Genomic DNA, 23,442 nt, shown 5'->3' on the forward strand with positions numbered 1-23,442 from the left:
GCCGGCTCCAGCGCGGCGGCCACCTTCGATCTGTCAGTGGGTCAGGCTCCCTTGCCTGTGATAGTCGGGCTGAACACCATCAGGCTGAGGATTTCGAACAGCACCTGCGCCCCGGCATGGGCGGTGTTGGTGGTCGCGTCATATTGCGGCGCCACCTCGACGACGTCGCCGCCGACGATGTTGAGGCCCTTGAGGCCGCGCAGCAGTTCGAGCACTTCGCGCGTCGTCAGGCCGCCGACTTCCGGCGTGCCCGTGCCCGGCGCAAAGGCCGGATCGACGCTGTCGATGTCGAAGGAGACATAGGTCGGACCGTCGCCGACAATCTTTCGCGCCTTCTCGATGATGGCGGGGATACCGAGACCGGTCACCTCCTCGGCATGCACCACTGTCATGCCGGATTCATAGGTGAACTCCCATAGGTATTCGGCCGAGCCGCGGATGCCGATCTGGATGGTGCGGGTCGGGTCGAGCACACCGTCCAGCACCGCGTTACGGAACGGCCCGCCATGGTGGAACTTGGTCATGTCGAACAACCCGCTGGTGTCGCAATGGGCGTCGATATGGATCATGCCGACCGGCGCCTTCTTTCCGACGGCCCTCAGGATCGGATGGCTGATTGAATGATCGCCGCCAACAGACAAGGGCAGCACGCCAGCATCGACGATCTGGTTGGTGCGGCGTTCGATGTCGTCATGGCTGGTTTCCAGCCGGTAGCGGCTCTGGAACGGCGTGTCGCCGATGTCGGCAACCCTGAGCTCATGCGTCGGCGCGCATTCCAGCACATGGTTGTAGGGGCCGATCCGCTCGATGGCGCGCAACGCCCTCGGCCCGAAACGCGAGCCCGGCCGGTTGGTGACGCCGAGATCCATCGGTACGCCGATCATCGCCACTTGCAGGTCGCCGAAATCCGGATTGTCGGCGGCAATCTGCCGGTACGGCGCGGCGAGGAAGGTCGGAATGCCTGAATACGGCGCCAGCCTTGTGCCGCTCTTGGAGAAGATCTTGTCGGCGACCTTGCGGAATTTCGGGTCGAACATCTCGCCGCCATGGCTTTCGCCATATTTGCGACGCAACGCTTCGAGCTTGCCGCTGTTAAAACCCATGTCCGCTCCTCGTCTATGGTTTATCCGATGAGACCGCTGACGCTTGGCGATGACCGTCATCCGGCCGGGTCGCTGTCCCGCTGGCCGCCTGCAGATTTCACGTCTTGATGCTGTTCCAGGTAAAGTGTCCGGCAGCCGCATTGAAAAATCAATTGATATTGTTAGGGTGTCGATTGTGAGAAAATCTCACAATGTTTCCGGGTTCCCATGGTCAAGCGTCTGCCTCCGCTGAATCCGTTGCGCGCCTTTGAGGCGACGGCCCGCCACGCCTCGCTGACCAAGGCCGCCGCCGAGCTCAACGTCACCCATGGCGCGATCAGCCACCAGATCAAGGCGCTCGAACAGTCGCTCGGCGTCAAGCTGTTCGAACGCACCGGCCAGCGGGTGAAGCTGACACCGCACGGTGCTGAACTTTTGCCGGCGGTGTCGACCGCTTTCGACGGCATCGCCGCCGCCACCCAGCGCATGACCAGGCCGGCCAGCGCCGGCACGCTTTCGGTGTCCTGCGTGCCGGCCTTGCTGTTGCTCTGGATGACGCCGCGGCTGGGTAGCTTCATGGCGCAATATCCCGATATCAGGCTGACGCTGATCCCCTCCAACGACGCCAGGGACGTTCGCGCGCCTGAGATCGACGTCTGCGTGCATTATGGCGATGGCAGCTGGACCGACTGCTGGATGCGCAAATGGTCGGGCCTCGAACTGTTCCCCGTGGTCAGCCCGACGCTGATCAACAACCGGCCGATCCGCACCGTGCGCGATCTTGCCGACCACGTCTTCCTGCATGGCGACGACGGCCGCGAGTGGCACACCTGGCTGGCGGCGGCCGACGGGCTGGATCTGGAGCGTGGCCGCCGCCACCATCTCGGCGACGCCCGTACGGCGACAGAAGCCGCGGTCCATGGCCATGGCGTGGCGCTTGGCGATTCCGTCACCGCAAGCACGCTGCTTGCCAGGGGCATGCTCGTCGCGCCGTTCAGCCTGTCGGTGCCGGCGATCGATGATTTCTACGTCGTCTGCCGCAACGAGATGCGATCGACGCCGATCGTGCAACTGTTCATCGACTGGCTGTTCGCCGAAAAGGAACAAGCCGACAGCCGCGCCGACGCGCCGGTGGCGGGCCGTATCGGCATCCGCCGCAAGCGGCCGGCGCTGAGAGTGATCGGCGCCAAGCCAGTCTCCTGAGGCGGCTTCAGATGAAAATGCGGCCGGCCGCAGGATTTTCTTTTTGTCGGGCCAGCCCGCAAAGCGGGCAGCGCTTTCGAAAATTCAATGCTAATAGGCATTTGGAGCAATCTAGGAAAAGTGCGCGGCGGCTTCCCGTGAAAAGCGCTAAACAAAAAAGCTAATGCATGTCGCCCAAAAGTGTGCAGCGGTTTTGGGACAACGACATGCATAAAACAAAGACCTAAAGCGCGTCGCATGTATCCGATTTACATGCGACGCGCTTTAGAGCGAGCAGCGAAGGCGGCATCGAGACATGGCAAAGACCGATATAGCGCGGCGCGTCTACAACCACACCTGGAAGCTCGACCCGATCGTCCGCAGCCTGCTCGACACCGATTTCTACAAGCTTTTGATGCTGCAGATGATCTGGGGCATGTATCCCAAGGTCGACGCCACCTTTTCGCTGATCAACCGCACCACCTCGGTTCGCCTTGCCGACGAGATCGACGAGGAGGAACTGCGCGACCAGCTCGACCATGCCCGCACCTTGCGCTTTTCCAAGAAGGAGATGATCTGGCTCGGCGGCAACAATTTCTACGGCCGCAAGCAGATCTTCGAACCGGAATTCCTCGCCTGGCTGGAGAATTTCCGCCTGCCCGACTATGAGCTCTCCAGGCGCGACGGCCAGTACGAGCTCTCCTTCAGCGGCCCGTGGATGTACACGACGCTGTGGGAGATCCCGGCGCTCGCCATCATCAATGAGTTGCGTTCACGTGCCGCTATGCGGGCCTTTGGGCCCTTCGCGCTCGACGTGCTCTACGCCCGCGCCAAGGCCAAGATGTGGGCCAAGACCGAGCGGCTTAAGGCCTTGCCCGGCATCCGCATTTCCGACTTCGGCACCCGCCGCCGCCATTCCTTCCTGTGGCAGCGCTGGTGCGTCGAGGCGCTGAAGGAGGGCATCGGCGAGGCCTTCACCGGCACCTCCAACGTGCTGCTTGCCATGGACAACGACCTCGAAGCGCTGGGCACCAACGCGCATGAATTGCCGATGGTGTTCGCAGCGCTCGCCAAGTCGGAAAAGGAATTGAAACAGTCGCCCTACAAGGTGCTGCAGGACTGGCAGCGCTATTATGGCGGCAATCTGCTGATCGTGCTGCCCGACGCTTTCGGCACCGCCTCGTTCCTGCGCGACGCGCCGGACTGGGTCGCCGACTGGACCGGCTTTCGCCCCGACAGCGCGCCGCCGATCGAGGGCGGCGAGAAGATCATTTCCTGGTGGCGCGAGAAGGGCAAGGACCCCAAGCAGAAGCTGCTCATTTTCTCCGACGGGCTCGAGGTCGAGACCATCGAGGAAACCTATCGCCACTTCCGCGGCAAGGTGCGCATGTCCTTCGGCTGGGGCACCAATCTGACCAATGATTTCGAGGGCTGCGCGCCGATCGAAACCAACAGCCTCGACGCGATCTCGCTGGTCTGCAAGGTCACCGAAGCCAATGGCCGGCCAGCGGTCAAGCTGTCGGACAACCCTGCCAAGGCGACGGGTGATCTGAAGGAGATCGAGCGCTATCTCAGGATATTCGGCGCCAAGGACAGGGTGGAGCAGTTGGTCAAGGTGTGAGGGGTCGGGGCTGACAAGACGGCATTCCTGGTAAGCATGAGTTCCTTCGCGCCCCCCTCTGTCCTGCCGGACATCTCCCCCTCAAGGGGGGAGATCGGCAGCTTCAGCTCCCGCACTTTATTTTACAATGCTGGAAACTGGCGAAAGCAGAGGCGAAATCCAATCTCCCCCCTCGAGGGGGAGATGTCCGGCAGGACAGAGGGGGGCGCCGTAGAGCGCCGTCTTCGCCGGCTAGCCCTTGTCACTCCTGCCCTCGTAATTCTTCCCACCCCCGCTTTCGCCCACGCCTCTGATCGCGGTCACGTGCTTCTGCTCCCGACCGGCTACTACGTCGCGGGCGGCGCGTTCGCCGTGGCCGTCAGCTTCCTCGTTCTGGCCTTGCTGCCGCCCGACGCGCTCGACCGCTTCTGGCGCCGGCGCCTGCCGCTTTTCACCTTCGGCGACGCCCCCCGCCAGATCATCAGCCTGCTATCCTTTGCCGGCTTTGCAATTCTTGTTGCGGCTGGACTGTTCGGCAGCCGCGATCCGCTTTCCAACCCGTTGCCGCTGGTCATATGGACTCTGCTCTGGGTCGGCTTGGCGCTCCTGCAAGGCCTGCTCGGCGATCTCTGGTCCTGGCTGAATCCCTGGTACGGGCCTTGGCGCCTCGCAATCCGCCTGATCGGCAGGCGCGGCGACGAAACGCTGCAATCGCGCCTGCCCGCGTGGCTCGGCTGCTGGCCGGCTGTCATATTGTTCTTCGCCTTTGCCTGGTTCGAACTGATCGATCCAGCGCCCGACGATCCGACGCGTCTGGCCTGGGCCGCCGGTCTCTATTGGCTGCTGAGCTTTGCCGGCATGCTGGTCTTCGGTTACCCCGACTGGAGCCGGCGTGGCGAATTCCTGACGATCTTCTTCGCCATGGTGGGGCGCTTCGCTCTCCTTGAGCGCAAAGAAGACGAACGCAGTAACAAAGGCCGGCTCAGCCTCTGCTGGCCGGGCGCCAAGCTGCTCGATGCTACGCCGTTGCCGTCGAGCGGCATCGCCTTCCTGCTGCTTGCCTTGTCTTCGGTGTCCTTCGACGGCCTGTCGAGAACCTTCTTCTGGCTGGGCTGGTTCGGCGTTAATCCGCTGGAGTTTCCGGGCCGCACGGCGGTGATCGGCATTGGCAGTCTTGGGCTCGATCTGACATTCGTCCTGCTTGCGGCAGCGTTCATGGCTGCAATTGGCCTCGGCCAGCGTCTTGCCGGCAGCCCGCATTCGCTCGGTCATGCTGCCGGGCTGCTGGTCTGGTCGATCGTGCCGATCGCGCTCGCCTATCATTTTGCGCACTATCTGACGGTGCTGCTCGTCGACGGCCAGTATGCGGTTGCTGCTCTTTCCGACCCGTTTGCGCTTGGCTGGAACCTGTTCGGCACCGCCGGCATGGAGATCGAAGCCGGCGTGATCGCCGGCGCCGGCTCGGCCTGGTGGTTGTGGAATCTCCAGGCCGGCGTCATCATCGCCGGTCACATGCTCGCCGTGCTTGTCGCGCATGGCCTCGCCTGGCGATTGCACCCAGTTCCCGCCCGGACCGCGCTCAGCCAATTGCCGCTCACTGTGCTGATGATCGCCTATACGGTTTTCGGCCTGTGGCTGCTTGCCACGCCGACGGTTGGATGAGACAAGGACGCCCTCGATGCCCCGGGGGAAAGCTCGCTTGCCACGCCAGGGCTTTGGTGATTTAGTTTGTACACATGCAATTTTTGCATCCTCTGACCGAGGGTGCTCAAACCGCCTTATCGTTGGTCAAGACTGAAAAACAGGGGAACGAACATGGCTGACAAGAACGGATTCTTCGACCTCTCCAAGACCAATCTTACCCGCCGCACGGCGCTGAAAGGTCTAGCCGCTGGCGCTGGCCTTGCCGTGGCGCCCGGCTTCGTCCGTTACAGCCAGGCGCAGAGCTCGGCACCGATCAAGATCGGCTTCCAGTCGCACCGCACCGGCATCGGCGCTGCCTATGGCCGCTGGTATGAGAAGACCACGGCGGCAGCGATCAAGGCGATCAACGACGCCGGCGGCATCAACGGCCGGCCGGTCGAGGTGATCATCGAGGATGACGGCACCGATCCCGGCCGTGGCGCCGAAGTGGTCGGCAAATTCGCCACCCAGCACAAGACCGACATCGTCTTCGGCACGCTGTTCTCGCATGTCGTCATCGGCTCGGCGCCGGCCGCCGGCGAAGCCAAGATGCCCTACTTTGTCGTCAGCGAGGGCCACCACGTCGCCTCGACCAAGCTCAACCGCTACGTCTTCCAGCCCGGGATCACCGACGTGAAGAGCCAGATCCAGTCGATGGCGCCGTGGATCGCGGCCAATGCCGGCAAGAAGGTGACGCAGATCTTCCCCGACTTCGCCTTCGGCTACGATCATCGCGACTATCTGCCGCCGGCGCTGAAGGCGCAGGGCGCCGAGGTCATTGCCCAGATCGCCATCCCGCCGACGGAATCCTCTTTCACCAAGTATTTTCCGCAGATCCCGGCCGAGACCGAGGTGATCTACCACGTCATGGTCGGCCCGGCGGTGCTCACCTTCGTCAAGGAACTCGGCGAGTTCTACGGCTCCAACCGGCCGCAGCTGTTCGGCTTCATCGATTCGCTCGAGGCCACCGACATCAACAGCCCCGGCCTCGAATTCCTCGACGGCAGCCATTTCTGGGAAGGCTCGCCGCGCTATGCCCAACCTGACGATTCCGCCGCGCAGAAGGCCTACCGCGCCGCCGTCGGCATCGATGACAATGGCGCCGCCGTCGGCGATCCCAAGGACGTCTCCACCGCCGCGCATATGTTCGGCTGCTGGGAAACGCTCTACGTCGTCAAGAAGGCCATGGAAGACGCCGGCTACAAGGGGCCGGAAGACCGCGCTAAGCTGGTCGAGGCGACCGAGGCCTTGACCGAATTCGCCGAGGGACCCGAGCATCCGCAGGGGCCCAAGACCTTCAACGGCAAGATCCACCAGTGCTTCGGTATCCAGAACATCTCCAAGGTCGAAGGCGGCCGGCTGAATGTCGTCCACAAGACCAAGATCGAGGACGGCCTCTACGAGCCGGAAGGGGATTACACGACGCAGCCGCTCTAGACACGGCTTTGTCTGTAAGCGTGGGAGCCAAGTCACCCCCCTCTGTCCTGCCGGACATCTCCCCCTCAAGGGGGGAGATTGGCCGTCATCGCTGCTTTCGCCAATCGCCAAGGTTGGTAGGCGGTCGCAGTCGCAGGAACTGCCAATCTCCCCCCTTGAGGGGGAGATGGCCGGCAGGCCAGAGGGGGGTGCACTTGGCGCCGGCCTGCGCGTAACCGATGCACTTCGGACCCCACCTTCTCCTCGCTGCCCTCGAGGGCCTCGTCACCTCGGCCGTACTGGCGTTGACGGCGCTTGGCCTGTCGCTGGTGTTCGGCGTCATGCGCGTCGTCAATGTCGCCCATGGCGAGTTCTTCATGCTGGGCGCGGTGCTGGCCTGGGCGATCTCGACGGCGATATCGGGCCATCCGGCGCTCGGCTTCCTGGCCGCTCTCGTGCTGGCGCCGCTGATCGTCGGTGCCATCGCGCTCGTCGCCGAGCGGCTGGTGCTGCGCCGGCTGAACTACAATCCCGAAGCCACCATCGTCGCCACCATCGGCATGCTCTACATCATCCAGCAACTGGCGCTGACCTTCTACGGACCCGAGGCGCGGCCGGTCGAGCCGCCCTTCAGCTATCGCATCCTGCTGCCCTGGTTCGGCTATTCCGGCTACAAGCTGTCGATCATCGCCGCTTCCGCGCTGCTGCTCGTGGCGACGTGGCTGGTGCTGACCCACACCAAGATCGGGCTCGTCATGCGCGCCACGCAATATGACAGCGAGACGGCGCAGGCCTTCGGCATTCCGGTCGACCGGGTCTATGCCGGCGTCTTCGCGCTCGGCGCCATGCTGGCGGCGGTGGCCGCGGTGCTGATCGTGCCGATCAGCCAGGCGCATTACCTGATGGGGCAGGACCCGCTGCTGCTCTCCTTCATCGTCGTCATCATCGGCGGTCTCGGCTCGCTGCGCGGCACCCTTGTCGCCGCCGTGCTCATCGGCCTGTCGGACGGCATCATCTCGGTGTTCTTCTCGCCGACATTGGCCAAGATCATCGCCACGCTGCTGGTCGCCATGGTGCTGGTGTTCCGGCCGCAAGGCCTGTTCGGAACGGCATCGCGATGAAGGATGCTTCGCCGGCAAAACCCTATGCGCTGCATCTTGGCGTCATCGCTTTGCTCTTCGCCCTGAGCTTCGTCTTGCCGGACTATCACCATGGCCTGCTCGCCCGCATCATGGTGCTGGCGGTCTTCGCCATGGGCTACAACATGCTGTTCGGCTATGTCGGTCTGCTCAGCCTCGGCCACGCCATGTTCTTTGCCGCCGGACTCTATGGTGCGGGTCTCGCCGTCATCCATCTCGGCTGGAGCGTGCCGGCCGCCTTCGCCGTCGGCATCCTCTGCGGCGCGGTCCTCTCCTTGGTGATCGGCGTGCTCGCGCTGCGCACCTCCGGCGTCGCCTTCATGATCGTCACCATGATGTTCGCGCAGGTCTTTTACCTCGTCATGCTCTATCTCGCCTCATGGACCGGCGGCGACCAGGGCATGGTGGTGCCGCAGCCGGCGCGGGTGCTCAGCTTCGGCGCGACATCGTTGGAACTGACCAATCCGACCGTGCGCTACATGAGCGCGCTGGCACTGTTTTCGATCGTCCTGCTGGTCACGCTCGCCATCGTCCGCTCCAGGTATGGCCGCGTTCTGGTCGCCATCCGCGAGAACGAGGAGCGGACCAAAATGCTGGGCTACGACACCTTCTCCAACAAGCTCGCCGCCGTCGTCGTCTCCGGCACAATCTGTGCGGCGTCCGGTGCTGCCTATGCGCTGCTGTTCGGCTATGTCGGCTCGAGCTTCGCTTCGGTGCAATATTCCATCCTGCCGCTGCTCTGGGTGCTGCTCGGGGGCGCTGCCACGACGCTCGGTCCGCTGGTCGGCACGTTGTTCATGTACTATGTCGTCGACATCACCAGCGGCTACACCTCGGCATATCTCTTGATCGTCGGCATCGCGCTCATTCTTTTGGTGCTGTTTTTCCCGAAAGGCATTCTCGGCACCATCCGTCACCGCTGGCTCGGGTGGCTGCCATGATGCCGCTGCTGACCACCAAGGGACTTTCGCGCAATTTCGGCGGCCTGCGCGCTGTCGACAATGTCGACTTCGCGCTGATGCCGGGCGAGATCCGCGCCGTCATCGGTCCCAATGGCGCCGGCAAGACCACCTTCGTCAGCCTGGTCAGCGGCCGCATCCAACCATCCTCCGGGATGGTCGTCTTCGACGGCGCAGACATCACCGGCCTGCCGGCCTATGCCAGGGTGCGGCTTGGCGTCGCCTACACTTTCCAGATCACCAGCGTCTTTGCCAATCTCAGCGTCTACGACAATGTTGCGCTGCCGGTGCAACGCACGCTGACCGACGGCCGCTCGAAAGGCGCGGTACGCACCGGCGTCATGGCGGCGCTCGAACGCACCGGCCTTGCCGACCGCACGCATATGCTGGCCGGGCAATTGTCCTACGGTCACCAGCGCCTGCTCGAAGTGGCGATGGGGCTGGCGCTGAAGCCGCGCCTGCTGATCCTCGACGAACCGACGCAAGGCCTGGCCGACAGCGAGATCGACAATTTCATCGAACTGGTGCGCGAGATCGCCAAGAGCGCCACCGTGCTTCTGATCGAACACAACATGCCTGTCGTTATGCATCTCGCCGATCGCATCACCGTCTTCAACGCCGGCAGGATCCTGGCCGAAGGCACGCCCGAGCAGATCCGCGCCAACACCGAGGTCCAGGACGCCTATTTGGGGACGACCCATGGCTGAGGCGCTGACGATCTCCGGGCTCGACTGCTTCTATGGCGAGGTCCAGGTGCTCTACGGCCTCGACCTCGCGCTGAACAAGGGCGAGGTGCTTTGCCTGTTCGGCCGTAACGGAGCCGGCAAGACGACGACGCTGAAGGCGATCATGGGTCTTGTCCCGGCAAGTGCGGGTTCTATCAATCTCGACGGCAAGGAACTGACCGGTTTGCCGGCGCATGAGGTGCCCAAAGCCGGCGTCGCCTATGTGCCGCAGGGCAGGCGGCTGTTCGCCGAGATGACGGTGGCGGAAAACATCGAGATCGGCCTGATGACGCGCAACAAGGGCAAGGCGACGCGCGAAAACGTGCTCGATCTTTTCCCGCTGCTTCGCCAGCGGCTTAGGCAGCGCTCCGGCACGCTGTCCGGCGGCGAGCAGCAGATGCTGGCCATGGCCCGGGCACTGTGCCTCGAACCGCAAGTGTTGCTGCTTGACGAGCCGACCGAAGGGCTGATGCCGTCGATGATCGCCAAGATCCGCGAAACGGTGGCGAAGCTGCGCGATCTTGGTGTTTCGACCATCCTCGTCGAGCAGCGGGTCGATGCCGTGCTGTCGGTCGCCGACCGCGTCTCATTCATCGAAAACGGCCGCAATCGCGAGACCGTCGACGTCGAGCAGCTGCGCGCCGATCCGTCGGCCGTCCGCCGCTATGTCGGCGTCGGGTGATCACCTGAAGAACAGAAAGCCGGCGATCAAGAAGGTCGGGATCAGCACCGCGCCCGACCACGCCATGTAGCCGAAGAAGCCGGGCATCTTCACGCCGCGATGCCGGGCGATGGCGTAGACCATGAAGTTCGGCGCATTGCCGATATAAGTGTTGGCGCCCATGAACACGGCACCGGCCGAGATCGCCGCCAGCGTCGAGGCGAAGCTGGTCATCAGATGCTGCGGGTCACCGCCGGCGAGTTCGAAGAACACCAGGTAGGTCGGCGCATTGTCTAGGAAGGACGACAGCGCCCCGGTCAGCCAGAAATAGGCGAGGTCGTTGGGCTGGCCCGAGGGCGAGGTGACCAGCGAGACCAGCGGCGCCAGAGCGCCGTCATGACCGGCCTTCAGGATGGCGACCACCGGCACGATGCAGATGAAGATGCCGGCAAACAGTTTTGCCACCTCTGATATCGGTCCCCAGTTGAAGCCGTTGGCTTCGCGATGGCTCTTGTACGAGACGCGAAGCGACAGCAGGGCGAGCGCCAGGATGATGGCGTCGCGCACGAGATTCTGCAGTTCGACACTGACGCCGAGGATGGAGAAGCTCACGCCCGGTTTCCACAGGGCGGACAGCAGGATCGCGCCGATGACGCCGGCCAGCAGCGGAAGGTTGGCCAGGCCGCGGATGCGCACCTTCGTATCGGGTGTCGGATCCTTGATCTTCGGCGCGCCGTCCTCGCGGCGATGCAGCACGATGTCGATCGCCAGGAACACGGCCAGCACGGTGCAGCCGACGAACAATGTCTCGCGCCAGAGATTAGCCGTGGTCCAGAAGAAATCGACGCCACGCAGGAAGCCGACGAACAGCGGCGGGTCGCCGAGCGGCGTCAGCGAGCCGCCGATGTTCGAGACCAGGAAGATGAAGAAGATGGCGACATGGGCATTGAACGGCCGGTTGTCGTTGGCGCGCAGGATCGGCCGGATCAGGATCATCGAGGCGCCGGTCGTGCCGATGACGGAGGCGAGGACCGCGCCGATCAGCAGCAGTCCGGCATTGACCAGCGGCGTGCCGTGAATGTTGCCGGCCACGAGGATGCCGCCCGAAATGGTGAACAGCGCAAACAGCAGGATGATGAACGACATGTATTCGGTGAGCAGCGCGTGCAGCACTGCTTCCATGGCTGAAGGCATGCCGAAGGCGATTGCCAGTGGCACAATCACCAGTGCGGCCCAGAAGGCGGTGATCATGCCGTAGTGATGCTCCCAGGCGTGATGGAAGAGCAGAGGTCCGGTGGCGATCGACAGCAGCAGGCCGGCGAAGGGCAATGCCCACCACAGCGACATTGTTTGGCCCGGCAGCGCGTGGTTTTCGGCAGCGACAGCCAATTCCGGAAACACGGCTGAGGCCAGGATGCCTGCCGCCAAAATCGGTATAAACTGCGAGAAGCCCCCTCGACGCCCCACGATCCGGTCAATCCGACAAATGGTCTTCGAGCGTAACGCCTGCCTCGCGCATCCGCTTCAGCATCGCCTCGACGGAGCCGTTGAGATCGATGCCGCGGCAGGCGTCGAGCCGCACCGTCGTCTTGAAACCCTGCTTGACCGCATCGAGCGCCGAAAAGGCGACGCAGAAATCGGTGGCAAGACCAACCAGGGTCAGCGTGTCGATGCCACGCTCCTTGAGATGGCCGGCCAGGCCGGTCGGCGTCGTATGGTCGTTCTCGTAGAAGGCCGAATAGCTGTCGATCGCAGTGCGGAACCCCTTGCGGATCACCAGTTCGGCCTTGGTCCAGGCGAGCCCCGAATGAAAGTCCGAGCCGAGGCTGCCCTGGATGCAATGGTCCGGCCACAGCGTCTGCTGGCCGTAAGGCATCTCGATCGTCTCGAAGGGCTGCTTCCCCGGATGACTGGAAGCAAAGCTGGAATGGCCGGCGGGATGCCAGTCCTGCGTCAGCACGACATGCTCGGTCCGCCGGATCAGGTCGTTGACGAGCGGCACGATCTCGTCGCCGCCGGCCACCGCCAGCGCCCCGCCGGGGCAGAAGTCGTTCTGCAGGTCGATGACAACAAGCGCTTCGTCGGCCATGGGGCCTCCTTCTCGTCAGTCTCGGGCGCGGGCTCCGGTGGTGTTCCGGCGGAAGAAAGGTCGCTGGCGCGACCGGATGCAGAAACTTGACCAGATGGCCGCCTGCGTCAACCTCGACTGCGTAACAAATGCGTTCCGGGGTACAGATGCGATGGCGTCGCAAAACTCTGGCTTTGACAATTCCTGCCGGCTTGATATCATTTGCATACGAATGAATTTTTCCGAGTTTGGAGGCTTGGAAATCCATCGGCAAGGCCCTGCGAAGGCCGCTTTTGTTGGAAGGCAAAGCGTGATCCGTTACGCCAAACCCACCACCGTCGACGAAGCGCTCGCTTTGCTTGGCGAGGCCTCGTGGCGCATCCTTGCCGGCGGCACCGATTTCTACCCGGCGCAAGGCAGCAGGCCTTTTCGAGAAAACGTCCTCGACATCAATGGCCTGGCCGCGTTGCGCGGTATTGCCGAAACAGACGCGCATTGGGTCATCGGCGCACGCACGACCTGGACCGATCTGGTCCGCCATCCGCTGCCTGCGGCTTTCGATGCGCTGAAGCAGGCGGCCCGCGAAGTCGGCTCCGTGCAGATCCAGAATGTCGCTTCCATCGCCGGCAATCTCTGCAATGCCTCTCCGGCCGCCGACGGCGCGCCGGCGCTGCTCGTGCTCGACGCCGAGGTCGAACTGCGTTCGGCGGTGACGGTCCGCACTTTGCCGCTGCAAGAATTCATCCTCGGAAACCGCCGCACGGATTTGCGGCTAGGCGAAATGGTCACGGCCATTCGCATTCCGAAACCCGCTGCTGCCGGTACTTCTTGCTTCGTGAAGCTCGGCGCGCGGCGCTATCTCGTCATCTCCATTGCCATGGTGGCAGCGCGCCTCGTCGTCGAGGACGGCATCATAGGTGATGCCGCCGTCGCCGTCGGCTCCTGCTCGGCTGTCGCCCAGCGCCTCGCGGGCGTCGAATCCGTCTTGCGTGGCCGGCCTGTCAACGATGCGCTGGCCGCTGCGATCCAGTCCGCACCGATGGACGAACTGTCGCCGATCGGCGATGTGCGCGGCAGCGCCGAATACCGGCTCGACGCGGCACGTGAGATCGTTGCCCGTGCCGTGCTTGGCGCCGTGGCACCGGGCAACAAGGTGGCGGCGGCATGAAAGCTCAGCCCGACATGAACCAAGCTCGGCTTGGCATAGCTCAGCCTGCCGTGAGCATCGAACGCGCCGACATCGCGTTCAAGGTCAACGGCGCGGCCGTCAGCGTCAGCGTGCCGCCGCTGCGCCGCCTCTCCTCGGTGCTGCGTGACGAATTGCATCTGACCGGCACCAAGGTCGGCTGTGACGCCGGCGATTGCGGCGCCTGCACCGTGCTGGTCGACGGCGAACCCGTCTGCGCCTGCCTGATGCCGGCGGCCTCAGTGGCCGGCGCGGCGGTGACGACCGTGGAAGGCCTTGCCAATGGCAGGCTGTCGGCGCTGCAGGCGTCGTTCCTCGACCATGGCGCAGCGCAATGCGGCGCCTGCACGCCCGGCCTGCTGATCGCGGCAACCGCGCTGCTGGAGAAGAAACCCTGCCCGACCGAAGCCGAAACCCAGGATGCGCTGGGCGGCATCCTCTGCCGCTGCACCGGCTACCGCAAGATCATTGCCGCGGTGATGGACGCCTCGCGTCATGCCGAAGGTCTCGACCACCGCATGCCGCAATCGGGCTCGGCCGTGGGCTCTTCGCCGATCCGCCTCGACGGCCTGCCCAAGGTTACCGGCGGTGAAAAATTCGGTGGCGACTCTTTTCCGGCCGATGCGCTAGCCGTGCTGGTGGTCCGCTCGCCGCATTATCACGCGCGTTTTACATTCGGCGATCTCGACGCCTGGACGAAGAAACACCCCGGTATTACCGGCATCTTCACCGCCGCCGACATTCCCGGAAAAAACTGTTTCGGCGTCATCGGCCCCTTTGTCGACCAGCCGGCCTTGGCCGAGAGCTTTGTGCGGTTTCGCGGCGAAGCGGTAGCGCTGATTGCCGGCGACCGCGAGGCCATCCTCGATCTCGACCTTACGGATTTCCCCATTGCATGGACCGAGCTGCCGCATTTTCTGCAGCCTGGCGAAGCGCAGGCCGAGGGCGCGGCATTGATCCACGAGAACCGGCCGGCAAACCTGCTTACCTCCGGATTTGTCGAGCGCGGCGACCCCGAAACCGCCCTTGCCGGCGCCGCTTTCACCGTTTCGGGCGGCATCGACACGTCCTATGTCGAGCACGCCTATATCGAGCCGGAAGCCGGCTATGCCTATATGGATGGCGACACGCTTGTCGTCGTAGCCTGCACGCAGGCGCCCTATATGGACCGCGACGAAACGGCCAAGGTGCTCGGCCTCGCCGTCGACAAGGTGCGCATCATGCCGACCGCCACCGGCGGCGGTTTTGGCTCCAAGCTCGATGTCTCGTTGCAGCCGCTGATCGGCCTCGTCGCCATGAAAACCGGACGGCCGGCCGCACTCGCCTACACCCGCAATGAATCAATGATATCGACCACCAAGCGCCATCCGGCCGAGATGAGCGCGACCATCGGCGCCGATGCCAGTGGGCTTGTCAATGGCATGGTCTTCACAGGCGATTTCAACACCGGCGCCTATGCGAGCTGGGGGCCGACGGTGGCCAACCGCGTGCCGGTGCATGCCTCCGGCCCCTATCTCACGCCGAACTATCGCGCCGAAGGCCGCGCCATCCACACCAACGGTCCGATCTCGGGCGCCTTCCGTGGTTTCGGCGTACCGCAGGCGACGATCATGCAGGAAACCCTCTATGATGAGCTGGCCGAAAAGCTGAGCATTGATCGGCTCGATTTTCGCCTGAAAAACTGCCTTCGTAACGGCTCCGAAACTGTTACCGGCCAGAAACTGGACGGGGTCGGCATTGCCGAGTGCCTTGAGGCGCTGCGGCCGCATTGGTCACGTGCGCTCGCCGATGCGGAGGCGTTTAATGCCACGAACGGAGCAAAAAAGCGCGGCGTCGGTGTCGCCTCCTGCTGGTATGGCTGTGGCAACACCTCACTGCCCAATCCATCGACCATAAAGGTTGGCATTTCGGCTGAAGGCGATGTCGTCCTACATCAGGGCGCGGTCGATATCGGGCAAGGCTCGAACACCGTGATTAGCCAGATATGTGCCGACGCGCTTGGCCTGCCGTTGGAAAAGTTCCGGCTGAAAAGCGCCGACACCGCGATCACCCCGGACGCCGGCAAGACCTCGGCCTCACGCCAGACCTTCGTCACCGGCAAGGCCGCCGAAAAGGCCGGCCGCGCCTTGCGCGACGCGATCCTGCGCTTCGCCAATGTATCGGAGAAGGCGGCGATCGCCCTCGATGGGACAAGCCTGATCATCCGTGAGGGCGAAGCGATACGGCATATCGATCTTTCCACACTGAAAGCCAACGCCGACGGCTTCGTCTTCCGCGCCGAGGAAAGTTACGACCCGCCGACACTGCCGCTGGATGCCAAGGGCCAGGGCAAGCCTTACGCCGTCTATGGCTATGGCGCGCAAATCGCCGAGCTCGAAGTCGACCTCAGGCTCGGCACCGTGACGCTCATAAAAATCACAGCCGCGCACGATGTCGGCAAGGCAATCAACCCGCTGCTGGTCGAAGGCCAGATCGAGGGCGGCATCGCACAAGGCATCGGCATGGCGCTGATGGAGGAGTACATCCCCGGCCGCACCGAGAACCTGCACGACTATCTCATCCCGACCATCGGCGACGTGCCGCCGATCGAGACCATCCTGATCGAAGTTCCGGACCCGGAAGGACCCTTTGGCGCCAAGGGTCTGGGCGAGCACGTGCTGATCCCGACAGCGCCGGCGATACTCAACGCCATCCGCCATGCCACCGGCGTGCTGGTCACCAAGGTGCCGGCGACGCCCAGCCGCATTCGCGCGGCCATCCGCGACAAGGAGGCACGCCGATGAGCGAGCTTGCCGAACGTTTCGAAACCCACGACCCCGGCGAAAAGCAGGTGGCGGAGAAGATCCGCTGCGATGCCTGTCCGGTCATGTGCTACATCGCTGACGGCCGTACCGGCGCCTGCGACCGCTACGGCAATGTCGGCGGACGCATCGTGCGCATGGATCCGCTGACCATTCTCGATCACGCGGCCGAGACTGGCGGCACTGTCGTGCCTTTTGTCGCCGAGGGCGAGCAATGGAACGGTGAACTGGTCAATAACGGCCGCCGCTTCGTCACCGCCATCGGCGCCGGCACCACCTATCCCGACTACAAGCCGGCCCCCTTCATCGTCAGCCAGCAGGTCGAGGGCGTCGATCTCGTCACCGTGGTCACCGAGGGCATCTTCTCCTATTGCGGCGTCAAGGTGAAGATCGACACCGACCGCCATTTAGGCCCGGAAACCGCGACCGTTCGCGCCGGAGGCGAGGCCATCGGCCATGTCACCACGGGCGAATACGGCTCGCAGATGCTGTCGCTTGGCGGCGTGCATCATTTCACCGGCGGCTCCAAGGCTGAGGGCCGCGCCACATGTGACGCGCTGCTCAATCTGTGCAACCGCAAGCCGGTCGAACTCACCATCGACGGCGGCGCTGCGGTCATCGTCGAAGCCGGCAAACCACCGGTCATCGACGGCAAGATCGAACACCGCATGCGGGTCGGCTGCGGTTCCGCCACCATCGGCATGTTCGCCACCCAGTGGCGCGGCCTGGTTGACGAAGTGGTGGTGGTCGACGACCACATCACCGGCGTCGTCTCCGAGCATCAGGCCGGCAAGGTGCTGGGTTGGCAGGACACAGGCATAAAGATCATCGGTCGGCGCTCGACGCCTGGCCGTTATTTCAAGGTGTCGGAGCCCGGCCTCGGCTGGGGCGGCACCAGCATTTCCGACCCGCTGTCGATCCTCGGTGAGTGGAATGCCAAGAAGGGCGCGCGCCCCGGCCTGTCGCTGCTGATGGTTTCGACCACCGGCGAGCAGTTCGCCTATTACGAACTCGACGACGAGCTGAAGCCGGTCGAAAAACCGTTCCCGGAGCGGCTGCAAAAGTCGGTCGGCCTGATCGAGGACAATTGCGAGCCGGCTTTGTGCACGGTGCTGTTCATCGGCGGCGCCGGCGGTTCGCTGCGCGCCGGCGTCACCGAGAACCCGGTCAATCTGACCCGTTCGGTGCAAGGCCTGAAGACTTATGTCACTGTGGGCGGCGCGCCGGTCTATGTCTGGCCGGGCGGCGGCATCACACTAATGGTCGATGTTATCAGAGTCCCGGAAGGCGCCTTCGGCTATGTGCCGACGCCTGCGCTGGTGGCGCCGATCGAGTTCACCTTGCGCCGCGACGACTATGTCAGGCTGGGCGGCTACGAGGCCGAAATCCGCAGCGTCGAGGACATCCTTGCCAAGGGTGGCGAGTATCTCAACCCGCGTCGCGGCACCGGTGCGCCGGCGAGCAATCCCTGGCCGCCGCTGGCGCAATTGCGGCGCGCCGCCGCCAATGGTGCGGCGTGATGAACGGCCCGCAGGCGCACTGGCTGCAGAGGCGGCTGCACCTCAACCACGGCCCAATCGACCTGATCATCGAGGCTTTTGGTGACGCCGGCGAATGTGCCGCTGCCTATCGCCAGGCGGTGACCCGCTTCCAGACGGTTTTGACGGAGCTGGTCGGCGAAGTTGCCGAACTCCGCAAGCCGGCAAGCCTTGATCGGCGCGCTTTCGCCGGTCCGGCAGCGCAGCGCATGGAGGCGGCAGTCTCACCGCTGGCGCAAGGTTTCATCACGCCAATGGCCGCGGTCGCCGGTTCGGTAGCCGACGAAATTCTTGCCGCTTTGCTTGCCGGGCGAAAACTCGACCGCGCCTATGTCAACAATGGCGGCGACAGCGCGATCCATCTCGGCAGCGGTCGTTCCATAACCCTCGCCATCGCCGGGACGGGGCATGGTCTGGCGGACCGCATCACCATTCGTGCCGAGGACGGGATTGGCGGTGTAGCAACCAGCGGCTGGCGCGGACGTTCGTTTTCGCTAGGCATCGCCGATGCCGTCACCGTGCTGGCGCGGACGGGGGCTGAAGCCGATGCCGCTGCCACCCTGATCGCCAACGCTGTCAACCTGCCCGGCCACCCCGCCGTCAAACGCGTGCCGGCGCGCGATCTGGCGCCCGACAGCGATCTGGGCGGCCGGCTGGTCACAACTTCTGTTGGGCCGCTTTCACCTGCTGACATCGCCACCGCACTGGACAGCGGCCTTGCTGTCGCCGATGATTTTCGCCAGCGTGGCCTGATTGCTGCCGCGGCACTTTTCCTGGCCGGCCAAAGCCGCATTAGTGGTTCCATGGCGCTTGCCGCGCCCAATAAAGTTCCCGGGAAGGAAGTTGCCCATGCCTGAGTTTTCGATCCTTCATCAGGGCGGACCTGCCGCGGAGGCGGCACGCAGCGATGGCTGCGGCGCAAAAGGCGTCAAGACTTGGGGCTGGCTGCCGTGAGCGAGGAAAACCTGCTCAAGCTGGTCGAGGTCGAGGAGCCCGATGAGAATGACTACCACCTGCAGGAGCAGGTCGGCTTCATCCTGCGCAAGGCGCATCAGCGCCATGTCTCGATCTTCGCCGCGCATATCGCCGACCTGACGCCGCCGCAGTTCGCCGCTCTGGCCAAATTGCGCGACGTTGGCGAGACCTCGCAGAATCAGCTCGGCACGTTGATCGCCATGGACGCTGCGACGGTCAAAGGCGTCATCGACCGGCTGAAGGCGCGGGGCCTGGTCGAGCTTTCCAAGCATGAGGTCGACAAGCGGCGCTTGCTGGTCAATCTGACCGCGCAAGGCCGCGACGCAATCGAGCGCTTGATTCCGCTTGCCCGCGACATCACCGAGGAAACACTGGCGCCGCTTTCGCAGAAGGAGGTCGCCACCTTCATGAAGCTTTTGGCCAAGCTGGCCTGAGCCTGCTTGAGAAAAACACTCCTGCCGGGCAGGCCCCGGCAGGAGTGCCTCGGCTCAGAGGCCGTTATCCTTCAGGATCTGCGCGGAATTCTCCTTGGTGATCTTCTCCGTCGGCAGCGTGATGGTCTTCTCGACCTTCTCGCCATTCAGGAACTTGATCGCCTGCCGCAACCCTTCGGCGCCCGGAGTGACGTAGGTGAAGGTCGCGGTCAGTTCGCCATTGTTGACCAGCGTCACGCCTTCGCCGGGGAGGCCGTCGATACCGATGAACTTGATATCCTTCTCACGGCCGGCATCCTTGGCGGCAAGATAGGCGCCATAGGCCATCGGGTCGTTGTGGCCGTAGACGAGATCGATCTTCTCGTTGTTGCGCAGCGCCGTCGCCATGATGTTGTAGGCCTGGTCCTGCTTCCAGTCGCCCGACTGCTGGTCGAGCAGATATTTGATGCCCGGCTCCTTGTCGGTGAATTCGTGGAAGCCGTCATGGCGGTCATGCGCCGGTTGCGTGCCCATGCCGCCCCATATCTCGACGACATTGCCCGATGCCTTGCCCTTGCCGCCCAGAAGCTCGACGGCATATTCGCCGGCGGCCCGGCCGATCAGCGCATTGTCGCCGCCGACGAACTGCGTGTAGTCCTTGGTGTCGACATTGCGGTCGAGCACGAAGACCGGAATCTTGGCGTCGATCGCCTGCTGCACGACACCGGTCAGGCCTGCCGATTCCTTCGGCGACACCAGCAGCGCGTCGACTTCCTGGCGGATCAGGTTCTCGACATCGGCAACCTGCTTTTCGGTCTTGTCCTCACCATCGGTGACGATCAGCTCGACGTCCGGATGCTTGGCGGCTTCCGCCAGGATGTCCTTGTTGAACTGGGCGCGCCAGGGTTCGATAGTGGTCACCTGAGAAAAGCCGATCTTCCACTTCTTGTCTTGGGCAAAGGCGCTGCCGCTGGTCAGGAGCGCGGTCGTGGTCAGCAGGGCCGCGCTGACGGCGGCAAGCTTCAGCATGTCACGTCGTTTCATTTCTTGTTTCCTCCAAGATTTAGAGACGGGGTCTCTTTTGACGGCCGCTTTGCCGCGGCCGTTTCCTTGTGCGCCGTCTGCCCGCCCCACAAAGGGGCAAACAGCAGGCGCAGATAGAAGAGAAGATCAGCGGCGTTGCGCTCTTGCACGAGCACGGTGCCGATGATGATCATCCCTTTCAGCACGAGCTGAAGGTTCGAATTGATGTTGTGCAGCTGCAGTATGTTCGACAGCAGTCCGAAGATCAGCACGCCGCAGAATGTTCCGATCAGGCTGCCGCGTCCGCCCATCAGGCTGGTGCCGCCGATGACCACCGCTGCGATGGCGTCGAGCTCCAGCCCGGCGCCGGCATCCGGCTTGCCTTGCCGATATTGCGCGACATAAAGCACCGCCGCGATGCCCGCGAGCAGCCCTGACACGGCATAAGTGGCGATCTTGACGCGCCCGGCAGCGATGCCGGAAAGCCGCGCCGCCTCTTCATTGCCGCCGATGGCGTAGACATAGCGGCCGAACGGCGTGAAGCGCAGCACCGCGCCGTAGATCAGGATCGCGCCGAGGAAGAACAGGCCCGGCATCGGGATGACGCCGAACACCAGCGAGCGCAGTACCTCGAAATCGGCGGTGGCGTTCGATCCGGTATAGACCGGCAGCACCGCATTGTTCTGGCCGGCGGTCAGCCGCGCGATGCCGAGCGCCGTCACCATCATCGCCAGCGTGACGATGAACGGTTGCAGCCGGCCGGCAACGATGATGAAGCCGTTGAGCGCGCCGAACAAAAGCCCGACGCAAGGCGCAACCAGCAGCACGCCGAGCACGCCGAACTTCGTGCTGATCTGCGGCAGCAGGAACCACAGCGCGAGACAACAGAGGATCACCCCGACAATGCCGGGCGCAACCAGTCCGCGGACGCTATCCAGCCTGACGTCGCGCATGGCCTCCGGGCCGGCGCGCGACTTTGCCAGGTTCAGGAGGATGAAACGGGTGACGAGGATGCCAAGGCAAAGCGCCACCACGGCGACGGTCGGCACGCCCAGCACGACTCCCGGCGTCACGCCCGGCACCGTCAGCAGCATGGCGCAGACCACGGTGCAGATCGCCATCAGCGAACCGACGGAGAGGTCGATGCCGCCGGTGATGATCACCGCCGTCATGCCGGTGGCGATCAAGCCAGTGGTCGACACCTGGCGCAGCACATCGAGCAGATTGCCGTAGGACAGGAAGATGTTGTTGCCCTTCGAGCTGATCGGCGAGCCGAGCACACCGATCAGGAAGATGGCGATCAGGCCCCAATAGAGCTTGGTCCGGGACAGCACGCTCAACAGGCTCATGCAGCAGACCTCGCTATCGTCCGGCGTGGTGCCGCAAGCCGCATGATCGCCTCCTCGCTGGCCTGTTCGCGTGAGAGGATCCCGGTCTGGCGGCCGTCGGCCATGACCAGGATACGGTCGGAAAGATGCAAAAGCTCTGGCAATTCCGAGCTGATGACGGCGATGGCGAGCCCATCTCGCGCCAGCTTGAAGATGAGATCGTAGATTTCCCGCTTGGCGCCGACATCGATGCCGCGCGTCGGCTCGTCCAGCAAAAGCACCCGCGGCCTTGTCGCCAGCCACTTGCCGATGACGACCTTCTGCTGGTTGCCGCCGGACAGCGTGCCGGCCGGTTGCTCGATATCCTCGCAGCGTATGCCGAGCGCCCGGACCGCATGCCGAGCCAGCCCCTGTTCGCCGGCAATCGAGCGGATGCCGAACCGCGCCAGCGCGCCGACCAGCGGTAGCGCCACATTGTCGGTGATCGATGCCTTGAGATGCAGGCCTTGCGTCTTGCGGTCCTCGGTCACCAGGGCGATGCCGAGCCTGCGGGCGTCGCGCGGCGAACGGATAGCCACCGGTTTGCCATCGAGCCTGATATCGCCGCCTGCGCGCCCGCCGCTGGAGCCGAAGATCGTTTCCAGGATTTCGGTTCGGCCCGAGCCCAGCAGCCCGCCTATGCCCAGGATCTCGCCTTCGGCAAGATCGAAGCTGACGCCGTCGAGCACCGTGCGCCAGCCGTGGCGGTCCGGTTTCGACAACGACAAGGCGCTGACGGACAACACGGTCTTGCCGCCGGTGTTGCGTTCTTCCTGCGAGGAGGCCAGCAGGTCCCGCCCGACCATCGCCGAAATGATGGCGTTTTCGTCGAGCCTCGCCATGTCGTCGGTCATCACATGGCGCCCGTCGCGAAACACCGTGACGCGGCTCGCCAGATGCATGACCTCGTCTATCCGGTGTGAGATATAGACGATCGCCACGCCACTGCCGGCGAGCTGGCGGATGATGCGGAACAGCCTCTGGCATTCCGCCGGCGAAAGCGCGGAAGTAGGCTCGTCCATGATCAGGATGCGCGCCGACATCGACAGCGCCTTGGCGATCTCGACCAGTTGCTGCTCGCCGACCCGCAAGGCGCCGACACGCGCTTCCGGGTTGAGTTCGATGCCGAGCCGCTGCAACAGCGCGCCGGCAGCGCGGCTGCTTGCCTTGCGGTCGACGACCAGCCCGGCAATCAGCTTCTCGCGCCCCAGGAAGATATTGTCGGCAACGCTGAGTTCGGGAACCAGGTTTAGTTCCTGATGAATGATGGCGATGCCGGCATCCTCGGCGTCGCGGACACCGGCAAAGCGAATCGCGTGGCCATCGACGCTAACCGTGCCGTCATAGTCGGTGTAGACGCCGGACAGGATTTTCATCAGCGTCGACTTGCCGGCGCCGTTTTCCCCCATCAGCGCATGGACCTCGCCGCTTCTCAGGTCGAAGTCGACATCGACAAGGGCAGCGATGCCGCCGAATGTCTTGGAGATATGCTCGGCGCTCAGAACGACGCCCGGGCGATCGGCCGCCGCAACGTCCCCGGACAGGATGGGATTAGCGTGCTCCATGACAAGAACGGCCTCCCTCCGTCGTCGTAGAACCTTCCGAAGGCTAATCTAAACGTTTC

General features: G+C 63.9%; 19 protein-coding genes. 13 read left to right on the plus strand and 6 right to left on the minus strand.

Going from position 1 to position 23,442, the window contains the following annotated elements; translation table 11 throughout:
• Positions 1 to 41 precede the first annotated feature (41 nt).
• Entirely contained in the window at positions 42 to 1,103 is a 1,062-nt protein-coding gene (gene speB, locus C9427_RS09450) for an agmatinase (protein ID WP_107648886.1), read from the minus strand.
• Positions 1,104 to 1,310: 207 nt separating this feature from the next.
• Between speB and gcvA the strand changes: the two genes are divergently transcribed.
• From gcvA to C9427_RS09500, 8 genes are all read left to right on the plus strand, one after another.
• Positions 1,311 to 2,285: a transcriptional regulator GcvA gene (gene gcvA, locus C9427_RS09455; protein WP_107648888.1), complete on the plus strand. Its 975-nt coding sequence runs from the start codon at positions 1,311 to 1,313 to the stop codon at positions 2,283 to 2,285.
• Between the two features lie 295 nt (positions 2,286 to 2,580).
• A complete protein-coding gene (gene pncB, locus C9427_RS09460) occupies positions 2,581 to 3,885 on the plus strand; it encodes a nicotinate phosphoribosyltransferase (RefSeq protein ID WP_107648889.1) in 1,305 nt (434 codons plus the stop codon).
• A gap of 183 nt (positions 3,886 to 4,068) precedes the next feature.
• Complete coding sequence (locus tag C9427_RS09470) at positions 4,069 to 5,526, plus strand: hypothetical protein (protein ID WP_107648891.1); 1,458 nt, start codon at positions 4,069 to 4,071, stop codon at positions 5,524 to 5,526.
• A 153-nt stretch (positions 5,527 to 5,679) separates the two neighbouring features.
• The gene (locus C9427_RS09475; protein ID WP_107648892.1) at positions 5,680 to 6,984 is read left to right on the plus strand and encodes an ABC transporter substrate-binding protein; all 1,305 of its coding nucleotides are present in this window, start codon (positions 5,680 to 5,682) and stop codon (positions 6,982 to 6,984) included.
• 218 nt (positions 6,985 to 7,202) lie between these two features.
• Entirely contained in the window at positions 7,203 to 8,084 is an 882-nt protein-coding gene (locus tag C9427_RS09485) for a branched-chain amino acid ABC transporter permease (RefSeq protein WP_107648893.1), read from the plus strand.
• Positions 8,081 to 9,043, plus strand: coding sequence for a branched-chain amino acid ABC transporter permease (locus C9427_RS09490; RefSeq protein WP_107648895.1), 963 nt, complete (start codon positions 8,081 to 8,083; stop codon positions 9,041 to 9,043). Before C9427_RS09485 ends, C9427_RS09490 begins: the two co-directional genes overlap by 4 nt.
• Complete coding sequence (locus C9427_RS09495) at positions 9,040 to 9,768, plus strand: ABC transporter ATP-binding protein (protein ID WP_107648918.1); 729 nt, start codon at positions 9,040 to 9,042, stop codon at positions 9,766 to 9,768. The genes C9427_RS09490 and C9427_RS09495 overlap by 4 nt, the downstream gene beginning before the upstream one ends.
• Entirely contained in the window at positions 9,761 to 10,468 is a 708-nt protein-coding gene (locus tag C9427_RS09500) for an ABC transporter ATP-binding protein (RefSeq protein ID WP_107648897.1), read from the plus strand. The genes C9427_RS09495 and C9427_RS09500 overlap by 8 nt, the downstream gene beginning before the upstream one ends.
• On the opposite strand, the gene C9427_RS09505 is transcribed toward C9427_RS09500, so the two are convergent.
• Both C9427_RS09505 and pncA read right to left on the minus strand, forming a co-directional pair.
• A complete protein-coding gene (locus C9427_RS09505; RefSeq protein ID WP_245437039.1) occupies positions 10,469 to 11,794 on the minus strand; it encodes a sodium:proton antiporter in 1,326 nt (441 codons plus the stop codon).
• Positions 11,795 to 11,921: 127 nt separating this feature from the next.
• Positions 11,922 to 12,536 carry a bifunctional nicotinamidase/pyrazinamidase gene (gene pncA / locus C9427_RS09510; protein WP_107648898.1) on the minus strand — a complete coding sequence of 205 codons (615 nt, stop codon included), beginning with the start codon at positions 12,534 to 12,536 and terminating at the stop codon, positions 11,922 to 11,924.
• A 289-nt stretch (positions 12,537 to 12,825) separates the two neighbouring features.
• On the opposite strand from pncA, the gene C9427_RS09515 reads away from it, so the two are divergent.
• The 5 genes from C9427_RS09515 (at position 12,826) to C9427_RS09535 (ending at position 19,449) form a co-directional block, all read left to right on the plus strand.
• A complete protein-coding gene (locus C9427_RS09515) occupies positions 12,826 to 13,683 on the plus strand; it encodes an FAD binding domain-containing protein (RefSeq protein ID WP_107648921.1) in 858 nt (285 codons plus the stop codon).
• Entirely contained in the window at positions 13,680 to 16,484 is a 2,805-nt protein-coding gene (locus C9427_RS09520) for a molybdopterin-dependent oxidoreductase (protein ID WP_107648900.1), read from the plus strand. The genes C9427_RS09515 and C9427_RS09520 overlap by 4 nt, the downstream gene beginning before the upstream one ends.
• Positions 16,481 to 18,022, plus strand: coding sequence for a 6-hydroxynicotinate reductase (locus C9427_RS09525; protein ID WP_107648901.1), 1,542 nt, complete (start codon positions 16,481 to 16,483; stop codon positions 18,020 to 18,022). The genes C9427_RS09520 and C9427_RS09525 overlap by 4 nt, the downstream gene beginning before the upstream one ends.
• Positions 18,022 to 18,897: a UPF0280 family protein gene (locus C9427_RS09530; RefSeq protein ID WP_107648903.1), complete on the plus strand. Its 876-nt coding sequence runs from the start codon at positions 18,022 to 18,024 to the stop codon at positions 18,895 to 18,897. Before C9427_RS09525 ends, C9427_RS09530 begins: the two co-directional genes overlap by 1 nt.
• 93 nt (positions 18,898 to 18,990) lie before the next feature.
• The gene (locus C9427_RS09535; protein WP_107648922.1) at positions 18,991 to 19,449 is read left to right on the plus strand and encodes a MarR family winged helix-turn-helix transcriptional regulator; all 459 of its coding nucleotides are present in this window, start codon (positions 18,991 to 18,993) and stop codon (positions 19,447 to 19,449) included.
• A gap of 54 nt (positions 19,450 to 19,503) precedes the next feature.
• Here C9427_RS09535 and C9427_RS09540 read toward each other — a convergent pair whose 3' ends face one another.
• The 3 genes from C9427_RS09540 to C9427_RS09550 are packed head-to-tail and all read right to left on the minus strand — an operon-like array spanning position 19,504 to position 23,383.
• Entirely contained in the window at positions 19,504 to 20,472 is a 969-nt protein-coding gene (locus tag C9427_RS09540) for a substrate-binding domain-containing protein (protein WP_107648905.1), read from the minus strand.
• On the minus strand, positions 20,469 to 21,800 hold the full coding sequence (locus C9427_RS09545; protein WP_107648907.1) for an ABC transporter permease: 1,332 nt from the start codon (positions 21,798 to 21,800) through the stop codon (positions 20,469 to 20,471). The genes C9427_RS09540 and C9427_RS09545 overlap by 4 nt, the downstream gene beginning before the upstream one ends.
• On the minus strand, positions 21,797 to 23,383 hold the full coding sequence (locus C9427_RS09550; protein ID WP_107648909.1) for a sugar ABC transporter ATP-binding protein: 1,587 nt from the start codon (positions 23,381 to 23,383) through the stop codon (positions 21,797 to 21,799). Before C9427_RS09550 ends, C9427_RS09545 begins: the two co-directional genes overlap by 4 nt.
• Positions 23,384 to 23,442: the final 59 nt, after the last annotated feature.

It is taken from the genome of Mesorhizobium helmanticense, assembly GCF_003034915.1.
Lineage (GTDB): Bacteria > Pseudomonadota > Alphaproteobacteria > Rhizobiales > Rhizobiaceae > Mesorhizobium > Mesorhizobium helmanticense.

Bases quoted from the DNA above. Each gene is read 5' to 3' on its own strand.
- C9427_RS09545 (WP_107648907.1), bottom strand. From the start codon at position 21,800: ATGAGCCTGTTGAGCGTGCTGTCCCGGACCAAGCTCTATTGGGGCCTG.
- C9427_RS09475 (WP_107648892.1), top strand. From the start codon at position 5,680: ATGGCTGACAAGAACGGATTCTTCGACCTCTCCAAGACCAATCTTACC.
- speB (WP_107648886.1), bottom strand. From the start codon at position 1,103: ATGGGTTTTAACAGCGGCAAGCTCGAAGCGTTGCGTCGCAAATATGGC.
- C9427_RS09485 (WP_107648893.1), top strand. From the start codon at position 7,203: ATGCACTTCGGACCCCACCTTCTCCTCGCTGCCCTCGAGGGCCTCGTC.
- C9427_RS09520 (WP_107648900.1), top strand. From the start codon at position 13,680: ATGAAAGCTCAGCCCGACATGAACCAAGCTCGGCTTGGCATAGCTCAG.
- C9427_RS09470 (WP_107648891.1), top strand. From the start codon at position 4,069: ATGTCCGGCAGGACAGAGGGGGGCGCCGTAGAGCGCCGTCTTCGCCGG.
- C9427_RS09525 (WP_107648901.1), top strand. From the start codon at position 16,481: ATGAGCGAGCTTGCCGAACGTTTCGAAACCCACGACCCCGGCGAAAAG.
- pncA (WP_107648898.1), bottom strand. From the start codon at position 12,536: ATGGCCGACGAAGCGCTTGTTGTCATCGACCTGCAGAACGACTTCTGC.
- gcvA (WP_107648888.1), top strand. From the start codon at position 1,311: ATGGTCAAGCGTCTGCCTCCGCTGAATCCGTTGCGCGCCTTTGAGGCG.
- C9427_RS09495 (WP_107648918.1), top strand. From the start codon at position 9,040: ATGATGCCGCTGCTGACCACCAAGGGACTTTCGCGCAATTTCGGCGGC.
- pncB (WP_107648889.1), top strand. From the start codon at position 2,581: ATGGCAAAGACCGATATAGCGCGGCGCGTCTACAACCACACCTGGAAG.
- C9427_RS09540 (WP_107648905.1), bottom strand. From the start codon at position 20,472: ATGAAACGACGTGACATGCTGAAGCTTGCCGCCGTCAGCGCGGCCCTG.
- C9427_RS09505 (WP_245437039.1), bottom strand. From the start codon at position 11,794: ATGTCGCTGTGGTGGGCATTGCCCTTCGCCGGCCTGCTGCTGTCGATC.
- C9427_RS09530 (WP_107648903.1), top strand. From the start codon at position 18,022: ATGAACGGCCCGCAGGCGCACTGGCTGCAGAGGCGGCTGCACCTCAAC.
- C9427_RS09550 (WP_107648909.1), bottom strand. From the start codon at position 23,383: ATGGAGCACGCTAATCCCATCCTGTCCGGGGACGTTGCGGCGGCCGAT.
- C9427_RS09490 (WP_107648895.1), top strand. From the start codon at position 8,081: ATGAAGGATGCTTCGCCGGCAAAACCCTATGCGCTGCATCTTGGCGTC.
- C9427_RS09500 (WP_107648897.1), top strand. From the start codon at position 9,761: ATGGCTGAGGCGCTGACGATCTCCGGGCTCGACTGCTTCTATGGCGAG.